An 11,784-nucleotide genomic window follows, 5' to 3' on the forward strand; every position below is an offset into this window, starting at 1 on the left:
TATAAAAAGAAAGGGGGACAAACGGTCAAATAAACCCTCATCTCAGAAAAACAAACGGTTTTAAATTTCGGGAGGAGGAGAATAATGAAGAGATTAAAAGTAATGAGTATTGCTATGACTATCTCTATGCTATGGACACTAGTAGCACCTGGAATGGCTTTCGCCAATTCTGGAGATATAGCTAGCTCATTAAAAGAAGCTACAAATCAAAACAAGATCAGCGAACGGTTAAACGATGAGTTTGAAAATGATGAGAAGGTGACATTCTTAGTAAAGTTCAGTGAAAAAGCAGATGTTCAAAAAGTAGCTGATGAAGCAAAAACAAATGCTAAATCACAAGGTTTATCTGCATTTAATACGGAACTTGCACAGCGCTCATCAGTGATTTCGGAGTTGAAATATACAGCAAAAACATCTCAGGCAGATGTTATTAAATTCCTAGAACAAGCAATGGACAGTGGTACAGTAGACGATTTCCATTCATATTACATTGTAAATGGGATGGCTGTTACAGCAACAAAAGAAATTGCAAATAAACTATCTAATTTCCATAGTGTAGAGAAAATTCTACCTAATGAAACTAGACAGTTGTATGATGTAGAGATTGATGAAAATGCAGAAGCTATTCAGTCAGAAATAGCGAATGTTGAGTGGAACGTAGAACAAGTTAATGCACCCCAAGTTTGGGATATGGGTATTGATGGATCAGGTATTGTAGTTGCTTCACTAGATACAGGTGTTCAATGGGATCACCCTGCTCTAATGGAAAAATATCGTGGCTACGACGCTTCAACTGGTGAAGTTGATCATACGTATAGCTTTTTCGATCCTGTAAATGGACAAAGCAGTGCGTATGACGATCATGGTCATGGTACTCATGTTACAGGTACAATGGTAGGTAGTGAACCAGACGGCTCTAACCAGGTTGGTGTAGCACCAGGGGCTGAGTTTATTGGTGTTAAAATTTTTGGTGCTGGTGGTAGTGGCTCAGATGCTGATATTTTAGCTGGTGGCGAGTGGATTTTAGCTCCAGGTGGAGATGTCTCTAAAGCTCCGGATGTTGTTAATAACTCTTGGGGTGGAGGCCCAGGTTTAGATGAATGGTATCGTGATGTGGTAACTGCTTGGAGAGCTGCTGGCATTTTCCCTGAGTTCTCTGCGGGTAATACAACGTTAACAAATCCAGGTGGTCCAGGATCTATTGCTGTTCCAGCTAACTATCCTGAATCTTTTGCAACGGGTGCTACTGATGCTAGTAATAATTTAGCAAGCTTCTCGTTAGAAGGCCCATCACCTTACGATGAAATCAAACCAGAAATTGCAGCACCAGGTGTAAATATTCGTTCATCTGTCCCAGGTAGCGGATATGAAGGTGGATGGAATGGTACATCGATGGCAGGACCAGCCGTCTCTGGTGTAGCCGCATTATTAATTGAAGCTAATGCTGGGTTGTCAGTAGATGACCTAGAAGAAATTTTAATGTCAACTGCTTTACCATTAACAAATGGTGATTATCCAGAATCACCGAATAATGGTTTTGGACATGGTTTAGTAGATGCTTATAACGCCGTTTCTGCTGTAATGGATGGACTAGGTACGATTGAAGGGACTGTAACAATGGATGGTGAAGACACTGAAGCACCTACGTTCAACCATGAAGCACCTGAACAAGCATTTTCAGAAATGGACTTAGATCTATTAATTGAAGCAAGTGATAATATTAGCGTTACGTCAGTAGAAGTATCTTATGTGAACGCTAATGGTGATGAGAATACCGTTGAAGCGGTACGTTCAGAAGGTAATTTTAAATCTGGTCTGTATGAAGCAACAATTCCTGGAGAGGATGTTGTAGAAGGAGACCTCACTTATACTGTTACAGTTGATGATTTCGGAGGTAATACAGTAAGTGAAGAATATACTGTCTCAATTGATTCGGGAGTAACAGTTGGTTATACCGCTGACTTCGAATCACCTGCAATTGGTTGGCAAGTTAATGGAGAAAATATTTCTTGGGAACAAGGTGAACCAACTTCAGGACCAGGTGACGCAGTATCAGGAGAGAATGTGTATGCTACTAATTTAGGTGGCGATTATAATAATAGTGAAAATTCCACTTTACTAATGCCTCCAATTGACTTGCCAGAAGGCGAATCATACCTTCAATTTGAAAATTGGTACAACATTGAATCTGGTTGGGATTATGGTAATGTCTTTATCTCTCACGATATGGAAAACTGGGAGTCGTTGCTTGAGCTAACTGGTACAGATGAAACATGGAATACAGTTGAGGTTGATTTGTCTGATTATGCTGGTGAAAGAGTCTATATTGGATTCAATTTAGATTCTGACAGTATTATAACTAGAGAAGGTTGGTATATTGACGATGTGACGCTTTCAGACTCAACGGTTGGTTCCAACGCTACTATTCAACCAACTGATCCAGTAAATATAGAACCTAAAGATGCTGAAAGAGTCGATCCGTCAACCATAGAACCACTTATGGTAGATCCTAAAGTTGAAGAATTTGAGGCGTCGAATGATCTCAATACACTTCCTTTAGATGCCCAAGTATCTGTTCTTGAAAGTGGTAAGTCTGTGAATACGAACCCTGCTGATGGAAGTTATTCCTTTGTACATCCTGCGGGTGAATTCACAGTACTAGCTGAAGCTTACGGTTTTGCATCTGAAGAACAAATGGTTAATCTTGAAGCAGATGAGACTGTGAATGCTAACTTTGTTTTAGAAGAATTACCTAGCTACTCTGTTTCAGGTACGGTAACAAGCGCCAACTCTGGCAATGCAATTGAAGGTGCAACTTTGCAGCTTATTGAAGATGCAAACGTTGAACCTGTGGAAACGGATGCTAATGGTAATTATGATCTAACAGCATACGAAGGCGAATACACGATGAAAGTATATGCACAAGGATTCCACAGCAAAGAAATTAGCGTGAATTTTGATGAGAACAAAGAATTAAATATTGAACTTGAACCTATGTTCACGTATCCAGGTGAAGAAATTGGATACGATGATGGAACAGCTGAGAACGCGCGTGCTTTTTATGACGCGGGCAATAAATGGGCTGTTAAAATGTCGCTTCCAGAAGGAAAAGACGAAGCGATTGTAACAGATGGTGTCTTCCAGTTCCATGGAACGGATTGGCCTAATCCAGGTGGAACAGACTTTGCGGTTGAAGTTTGGGATGCTAGTGGATCTGATGGATTACCTGGAGAGAAGTTGATCGGTCCAATTGAAGCTGAGGCAATTCGCGATTTAGATCAATGGACAGTCGTTGATTTACGTGAATATAACATTCAAGTTGACGGTGACTTCTATATGGTGTATGTCCAAACAGATGCGAATCCTGATGTTCCAGGGCTCGCTACAGATGAGAGCAGTACAAATGCAGAACGAAGCTACCAATCTGTAGGTGGAACTTGGTCTCAATCTCCTGCTGATGAAGGTAACTACATGATTCGTGCACGAGTGGATTATGCTGTAGAAGATGTTAAGTTAACAAACCCTTCTGATGGTTTAATTACAAATGAATCTGAGTTAACCGTTGAAGGTACAGCCTCTCCAACAACTACGGTTGTGATTGAAAATAACGGAGAAGAAGTTGGTCAAGTTGAGATTGATGAAGAAGGACAGTTCAGCTTACCGATTGAATTAGAAGAAGGAACGAATGAATTACAAGCTATCAACATGGTAGATGGGGAACAAGCAAATGAAACTGATATTGTAACGGTAACTCTAGATACAGCTGCTCCTGAGTTATCGATTGAGCACCCATCAAATGGAGACATGTTAAATAGAGAGACTGTTACAGTTGAAGGTAACGTTTCAGATGAACACCTTGACTATGTATTAGTAAATGGTCAAGAAGCTTCAATTGAGGATGGAACCTATTCTAAGCGTATTATGCTTGATGAAGGTGAGAATAACATTGAAGTTCAAGCATATGATCTTGCTGGAAACATGAGTACAGAAACGACGACCGTTGAAGTTGATTTCACCGCACCAGAAATAAATAATTTAACTCCAACTGAGGACAAAAGTGTAATGAAAGGTGAAACAGTCGTCATTGAATTCGACAGTGAAACAGACCTTGACGCAACATTCTCAGTTCTTGCGAATTTAGTATCTGATACAAATAGTCTACAAGATACGGATGAACTTCCTATGATGGAAACAGAGGAAGGACATTATGTTGGGTACTGGACAATTCCAAAAGGGCTAGAAGGACAGAGCTTTACTATTCAAGTTAATGCCACTGACGAGTTTGGTAATGTTACAACAGCTGAAGCTGAAGGTAAAGTCAATATCGTTAAAAAAGGTAAAGATAAAGACAAAGATAACGGTGATGGCAATGGAAAAGGCAAAGGAAACGGTAAAGAAAATCAGTAGTATTTGAATACAAGGCTATCCCTGTCTACGTTCGACAGGGATAGCTTTTTTTATTTTTTTAAATTGAAGATTCGATAATTTAATTGAATATTTTGTATGTTAAAATATATTTATTGATGGTTAATAATGGGGGATTACGATGAATGAGTATGTGAATCAAGAGATTGAAAGACTAAAAAGAGAGAAGTCAAAACTGTTAGCAAAACTGGGACAATCAATCTATTATCAATATCGGATTGGACAGTTCTACAGTGAGGAACTTACGGAATTTGAAGAGAAAATTAGTTCTCTTGATGCTGAAATGTATGAGTTAAAATCGAAATTGAATCGTGATGACTTACAATTTAGGTGTAGTTGTGGTCATGCTATTGATCTAAATGATACATATTGTTCAAGATGTGGTAAAAAGATTGAGAGTGTGAAAGAAGAAGAGACTTCATATTGCCGAGCATGTGGGACGGAGATGGCACTCCATTCTAACTTTTGCCATGTTTGTGGAAGTAGGCATAACCAAAAGCAGGGGGTATCCACATGATTTATTGTACGAAGTGTGGTACCGCCAATAGTCCAACGTCCCATTACTGTATACATGATGGTTATCCTTTACATAAACCTCATGAATCGAAAGTTTTAAATCGTGAAAACTATGAATTCGAATGTCCAAACTGTGGTTCTAATAAAGTTAAAGATGCTTTGTATTGCCATTTTTGTGGAGAAACATTTGAGCAGTTAGAAGCGACACAAATGGAAGATCACAGGCAAATATCTTATAGCAGAGAAAACTTGAATTATAAGTTTGTGGGAAAGACTATGCTTAAGATGGCACCATTTGTCATTATATCTATGATTATGATTGCATTCTTAACTTACTTTTCTGTCGGTGAGGAAACAAATGGTGAACCAGGTTATGTAGATTCTCAAGAATATAATCCATCTCAAGAAATATTTTATCAGTACCGTTATATAACGTCCTCTTTTAAGAACATTAAAGATGAAATAAACCACTTCAATAGGAATAATAATAATCAAGGTGAACCTGAGCCTACCGAACTTGAAGAAGGTAATGGTATGTCACCGTTTGACCTTTTGTTGATTGCTAATTTAGTGCCGACAGAAGTAGAAAGTTCTAATTTCGATAAGCGAGAAGAGGTCATTGATTATAGTACAAAAAATACATCGTATATGGGCTTAGCTTATTACTTTGTCATTGCGATGGTATCAATTGCGATTGTCTCTATTGTCATAATGAGAAGGGTTCAATTTAACAATTGGCAGGATTTATTACTCAAAGCTTTAGCATTTAGTACTGTATATGCTTTGATACTATTTGTTGTAAGTTTAGTCACTCAATACACAGGTTCAATGGACGGTAGGGATTTTATTAGAGAATCATCACTTAGCTTTTTATCTTTACACAGTTTATGGAAAGGTTTTCTTATTAGCTTTGTCGTAATATTATCCGTTTTTAGTTTTACAAGAAAAGTAGAGCTCCCTAGAGGGATTAAAGCAATTAAGTATAGCGCCATTTTATCCATGATTTTATTTTCAATTATGTTAATATTCTCCTCTATTGTTTATTTTAAAGATTTAAGACACAGTGAAGTAATGGAACTTTTAAATGCCAATCCATCGATTTTCAGTTTAGTCATCATTGTACAAATTGCCGTTTACTTGCTTAACATTGTATTTTTAAACAAATTAGAATTTCTAAGACGTAGTGGGGATCCTAACGGCGGCGAGCCTATCGAGTTAGACGAATTACATGAGTTCTTAAATTATCATTTATTCTCGAAACCGATTGATATTCGAAGAGAATACGCTGATATCTATCAAAGTATTACAAACTATGAAACCATATATTGGTTGTTATTTGCTGTAACCGTAGTTTTTATAGTCGTTATAGCAAGACGATTTAGTGGATTAAATATTAGTACCAGATTGAAGTCAATTTTTGTTTACAGTCTCGTTGTTTCGATGATGATGGCCTTTTTAATTTATTCCGGAACGCATTTATCTTCGTCATTAACAATGGTTTCGGAGCGTGAAGAGTTTAGAAATGAAGCTATTTTAGGAGCGTCCGCCTTCCAAATGTTCCTAAGATCATTTGGAATTGTATTCGTCATTTCAATCATCGGTTCATATTTAAAAGTCAGCAAAGAAAGGGATTAGCATGCAAAAGATTTTTCCATTAAATGACCAGTCTATAACGGTTTCGTTCGGTGATGTCATTGACTTAAACATTAACCGGAACGCGCAGCAGCTTTATCGAAAGATATTAGAACTAAATGACCCTTATATCATCGATGTCGTGCCTACTTATACAAACGTGACTGTGTTTTTCAACCATAAATTGATTAGTTACAACGAAATGGAAGACAAACTTAAAGGCCTGATTGAAGAATTAACTAGTCAGTCTGATGAAGTGAAGACAAAAATCATTCATATTCCGGTGTATTATGATGGTCCAGATTTAGAACGTGTAGCTCAATACAATCATATAACGACTGATGAGGTCATTAAGCGTCATGTGGATGGTCAGTATCAGGTTTATATGATTGGGTTCCTGCCAGGTTTTCCTTATTTAGGTGGCTTAGATGAACAGCTCGCCACTCCAAGGCTAAACCAACCGCGACCGAAGACACCGGCTGGAAGTGTCGGAATAGCTAATCACCAAACAGGTATTTATTCAGTCGAATCACCTGGTGGGTGGAATATTATTGGGTATACACCTATTTCGATTTTTGATTTAGAAAAAGAGCAACCTTTTTTATTTCAAGCAGGTGACGTCCTAAAATTTTATGAAATAAGCAAATTACAACTTGATGAAGGACAACAGCCAGAAGTGGAGTGGTTAGATGAAAACTATTGATTTAAACGCCGATTTAGGTGAAAGCTTTGGGATCTATTCGTTTGGACACGATCATGAACTTCTAGATGTGGTCAGCTCTGCCAATGTAGCTTGCGGATTTCATGCTGGAGATTATCAAACGATTCCTAAAACAATCCAATTAGCGAAAGACAAAGGTGTTGCTATAGGAGCACACCCAGGATTTCCTGACCTAAAAGGTTTTGGTCGGAAGCAATTAGATCTTAACTTAGATGAAATATATGACTTGGTTGTTTACCAACTCGGAGCGTTTCAAGGATTCGCTCAACTTTATGGACTTGAAGTTCAGCACGTAAAACCGCATGGCGCTCTTTACAATATGGCAAATCGAAATTACGAAATGGCTCAAACGATTGCACAGGCGGTATGCGATTTTAACCCTAAATTGAAATTGTTTGGATTATGTAATAGCTTCTTAGTTGAAGCGGGGAGAGAAAAAGGGTTAGATATTGTGCAGGAAGCATTCGCAGATCGGACTTATACTGAGGAAGGCCTTTTAATGCCTCGTCATGAACCGGGTAGTGTCAAACATCAATTAGAAGATATTGTCGAACAAGTGATAAACATCGTTAAAAACGAACGAGTACTGACGAATAATGGGACATACGTGAAACTTAACGCAGATACAATCTGTCTTCATGGGGATACACCTGAAGCAGCCCAAAATGCTCGACTCATTAAACAGGCTTTAGAAGATGAACAGATTCAGATCAAATCGTTAGAGTAAGGAAGATGATAATGTTAGAAGTTTTATCACCAGGTGTTTATACATCTATACAAGATCAAGGTCGACTAACGTACCGTTCATACGGTGTGCCTATATCAGGTGCGATGGATTCATATGCGTTTGAATGGGCGAACGCACTAGTTGGAAATAACCAGCATGAAGCTGCCATTGAAGTCATGTATGGTGGCGCTAAATTTAAGATCTTAGAAGATGTGACAGTGTCTATCACTGGGGCACCTATGACTCCAAAAGTAGATTGCGAATTTGTTTCAATGTGGACCCCGATACAACTAAATAAAGGCCAACAATTATCGTTAAAAGGAACTAATTCAGGTGTCATCACATATATCGCATTGGCTGGCGGTGTGGATTCGCCAGAATATCTCGGTTCGCAATCTGTTTATGAAAAAGCCGGATTAGGTCGAAGATTAAAGAAAAAGGATCGTCTTTCAATAAAATCGAATCATGTTCTCCAGTCATTAAATATTCCACACAGAGAGATTCCCACTTATACTAATGAAGTGACGTTAAGAGTTGTTCCGAGCCACCATGAATCATTATTTGATGAATTATCTATAAAGGCTTTTTATTCTACTAGCTTTACTGTTACAAAAGGTGATCGCATGGGAGCTTTATTAAAAGGTGATCAAGCAATTGAACTAAGAAAGCCAGTTGATATTATCTCCGAAGCCGTGACTTTTGGAACGATACAGGTTCCGCCGAGCGGTGACCCTGTGGTGCTATTAGCGGACTCACAAACAACAGGAGGCTACCCAACGATAGGAAGTATTATGACAGAAGACCTTTGGCGAATGACACAAATTCCTCCAAATGGTAAGGTAAGGTTTAAACGATGGAATTTGAGGTGAAAAAATTAGAAAGGAGGAAGCTCGTTGAAAGCGATTGTTCATAAGGAACTAAAGGGACTTGAAGGCTTAACAATTGAAGACGTACAAGAACCTTTAGTTGGACCAAACCAAGTCAAAGTTAAATTAAAAGCTGCTGGTATGAACCGTCGGGACATTGCGGTTACTAGCCGTCATCAAGTGGAAGATGGTCCACTCATTCTTGGCTCAGACGGTGCGGGTGTAATTACAGAGATCGGTTCTAACGTTCAGGATTGGCATATAGACGATGAAGCTGTGATTAACCCAGGCTTAGGTTGGGATAGGATTAGCGAAGCTCCGCCAGAAGGGTTTGAAATTCTAGGTTTACCAGATGATGGAACGTTTGCAGAGTATATCGTCATGGACGCTGACCATGTAGAGCGGAAGCCTGAACATTTAACTTGGGCTGAAGCGGGAGTATTGCCTTTAGCAGCACTGACTGCTTATCGAGTGTTATTTACACGTGGAAAAGTGAAGCCAAATGATACGGTCATGTTACCAGGGATCGGAAGTGGTGTGCTGACGTTTGTGCTGAAATTCGCTAAGGAAGTTGGGGCACGAGTTATCGTAACCTCTAGAAGCAAGGAAAAGCTAGAGAAGGCTAAGTCTTTAGGGGCTGATGTAGCCATCGATACGCATAGTGACTGGAATGAAGCGTTAAAGGATGAATCAGTCGATTTATTAATCGAAAGTGTAGGTAAGGCGACATTTAATAAATCGTTAAAGATCATTCGAAAAGGTGGAACCATTGTGACGTTCGGTTCTACAACTGAAGATAAAGTTGAGATTGATATTAGGCACTTCTTTTATGGGCAGTTTAATCTATTAGGCTCAACGATGGGAAGTGCAGAAGAATTCAGAACGATGTTAGATTTAGTGAGTGAGTACCAAATCAAGCCTGAGCTAGACCGGACGTTCAGGTTAGATGAGTATGAAGAAGCATTCAATTATTTAAAAGATACGAAAAATTTCGGTAAAATAGGTTTTCAAATAAATGCTTAAAAATTGTAACCTCCTTCGATCTAATACGACTAGTTAGATGAAGGAGGTTTTTCTATTGAAAAGATTAACCCAAATATTTATCTTAGTTGGACTAATTTTAGTGACGGGCTGTGGATCTTCTCAGTCTGATGGCAGTATGCCTGATGAGCATGAAGACCTGAATACGTTTGAAGGTTATGTAGCTGATTTGGATGAAAATAGAGTTCTAGTAACTGAGAATAGATTATCAAAACCGTTTCATGAAATGAAATTTGAAACCGTAAACCAAGAGGCAGGCAGTGCTGTTTATTTTAACTTAGATGACGTCGATGACCAGATGAGAGAGTCACTGATGTTTGGTGAGAAATTAAAGGTAAAAACAGGTGCGATTGCAGAGTCATATCCAGGACAAGGAAAGGCGTTTGACATAATTAGAGAAATTGATGAACCAAATGATTTATTATTTATACACGGAGACTATGAAAATATCGCATACATTCATCATTTAAAGGACGGAAAGACGCTTAGAATCATGGCCTATACTGTAGAAGGGGACCCAACTTTTGAGGTGATAAAGCCAAACGAGGATCATTTTAATGTGTATATGGATAACACCCAGGACGGATTTAGTTCAGAAAAAGAAGTAAAATCAGTGACATGTCAGTCGATCGAGGAGAGTTTTCAAGAACAACAAGTTCATATTAATTTAACAGAGTGTAGCGATGAATCTGGTATGATTCCAATCTTAAGTGCCCCTGTGGATCAAGTCATTTTACCAGAACAACAATACCGTCAAGTGACAATCAACATTGATGGGACAACCGAATATGAGACAACAGAACAAGATCAAATTACTGATATGATCAATAGCATTGAACAAGGCAAAAAAACATCAGTTGTAGCCATGACGCTCCCAAAACCAGAAGGTAAGATTACATTTCACGGTGAACTTACGAATGTCACATATGATCTTTATAAAGATGGTAGCATAATCGCACATAACGTTTATATACAGTCAAATATAGTAGTAGAATAATTGTATTGTAAAATAAGTTAACGAAGCTTTATAAGTTGGGTATAACAATGATTTGGTTTAAAATTGTCTAAATAATAATAGCTAGAGCATTTTCCGATTCAGGAATTTGCTCTTTTTTTGTATTTATGTGCTGTAATTGGGTCAATATCCCGTTTACAAAAAATTCAGAACATGGTATTTAAAATATAACTCCACATTTTATGATGAAAGCCGATTTTAATAATAGATCTTAAATTAGTTCATCCACCGTTTCATTATTGATTGCATTTGAATATATAAAGTATATGAAGGTTGCTAATTGTTAGGTAGCAAAGTGGGACATGTTAATTCCTTCAAGCTCCTAATTTTGCAGCTTTCTAATAGAGAAAAAAATGGTATATCCAATCCTAAAGTTATATATCGTGTAATATCAGGACCATTTCGAATTGGCTGGGTGAATCAGATATAAAGATAAAGGAGGGATGGAGAATGGAGTTTATGAACTTCATTATGGAAGAAGCCCTTATCTTAGTTCCTGTTCTCATGATTCTAGGGAAAATGATTAAACAAGCTAAACTATTTCCCACTAGATTTATACCGCTAACCTTACTAGGAATCAGCTTAATTTTAACAAGCACCATGTTAGGGTTTAATTTCAATTCGATTATCCAAGCCATATTGATAGCTGGTGCAGCAGTCTTTGGACATCAATTGTTTAAGCAAATGAGGGAACAGCCATAAATTTGGGTTGGTATCAACTGGCGACAGTTGATACCAACCTTTTTTAGTTAATTAGGAAGAGTTATAATGTTAATAAAAAAGCTCGTAATGTTAATAAAAAACGTTCAAACGTAAATAGAAAAGCCACTAAAGTTAATTG

Annotated in this window: 9 protein-coding genes; all 9 read left to right on the plus strand. The window is 38.0% G+C overall.

Annotated features, from left to right (window positions below; all coding sequences use genetic code 11):
- Positions 1-84 precede the first annotated feature (84 nt).
- The 9 genes from EDC24_RS10395 to EDC24_RS10435 all read left to right on the plus strand — a co-directional run bounded on the left by EDC24_RS10395 (position 85) and on the right by EDC24_RS10435 (position 11,645).
- The gene (locus tag EDC24_RS10395) at positions 85-4,407 is read left to right on the plus strand and encodes a S8 family serine peptidase (protein ID WP_124222302.1); all 4,323 of its coding nucleotides are present in this window, start codon (positions 85-87) and stop codon (positions 4,405-4,407) included.
- A 139-nt stretch (positions 4,408-4,546) separates the two neighbouring features.
- On the plus strand, positions 4,547-4,942 hold the full coding sequence (locus EDC24_RS10400; protein WP_124222304.1) for a zinc ribbon domain-containing protein: 396 nt from the start codon (positions 4,547-4,549) through the stop codon (positions 4,940-4,942).
- Positions 4,939-6,576, plus strand: coding sequence for a zinc ribbon domain-containing protein (locus EDC24_RS10405; RefSeq protein ID WP_124222306.1), 1,638 nt, complete (start codon positions 4,939-4,941; stop codon positions 6,574-6,576). The genes EDC24_RS10400 and EDC24_RS10405 overlap by 4 nt, the downstream gene beginning before the upstream one ends.
- Position 6,577: 1 nt before the next feature.
- Positions 6,578-7,276 (plus strand): 5-oxoprolinase subunit PxpB, encoded by a 699-nt coding sequence (gene pxpB, locus EDC24_RS10410; RefSeq protein ID WP_124222308.1) that lies wholly within the window; start codon positions 6,578-6,580, stop codon positions 7,274-7,276.
- Positions 7,263-8,021: a LamB/YcsF family protein gene (locus tag EDC24_RS10415; protein ID WP_124222310.1), complete on the plus strand. Its 759-nt coding sequence runs from the start codon at positions 7,263-7,265 to the stop codon at positions 8,019-8,021. The genes pxpB and EDC24_RS10415 overlap by 14 nt, the downstream gene beginning before the upstream one ends.
- 11 nt (positions 8,022-8,032) lie before the next feature.
- Positions 8,033-8,890 carry a 5-oxoprolinase subunit C family protein gene (locus tag EDC24_RS10420; protein ID WP_170158550.1) on the plus strand — a complete coding sequence of 286 codons (858 nt, stop codon included), beginning with the start codon at positions 8,033-8,035 and terminating at the stop codon, positions 8,888-8,890.
- A 24-nt stretch (positions 8,891-8,914) separates the two neighbouring features.
- On the plus strand, positions 8,915-9,910 hold the full coding sequence (locus EDC24_RS10425; protein WP_124222313.1) for a zinc-binding dehydrogenase: 996 nt from the start codon (positions 8,915-8,917) through the stop codon (positions 9,908-9,910).
- Positions 9,911-9,965: 55 nt separating this feature from the next.
- A complete protein-coding gene (locus EDC24_RS10430) occupies positions 9,966-10,925 on the plus strand; it encodes a DUF3221 domain-containing protein (protein ID WP_170158551.1) in 960 nt (319 codons plus the stop codon).
- 468 nt (positions 10,926-11,393) lie between these two features.
- Positions 11,394-11,645 (plus strand): phage holin family protein, encoded by a 252-nt coding sequence (locus EDC24_RS10435; protein ID WP_124222317.1) that lies wholly within the window; start codon positions 11,394-11,396, stop codon positions 11,643-11,645.
- The last annotated feature ends 139 nt before the right edge of the window (positions 11,646-11,784 follow it).

The sequence above is a fragment of the Aquisalibacillus elongatus genome (assembly GCF_003843875.1).
GTDB classification, from domain to species: Bacteria; Bacillota; Bacilli; order Bacillales; family Alkalibacillaceae; genus Aquisalibacillus; species Aquisalibacillus elongatus.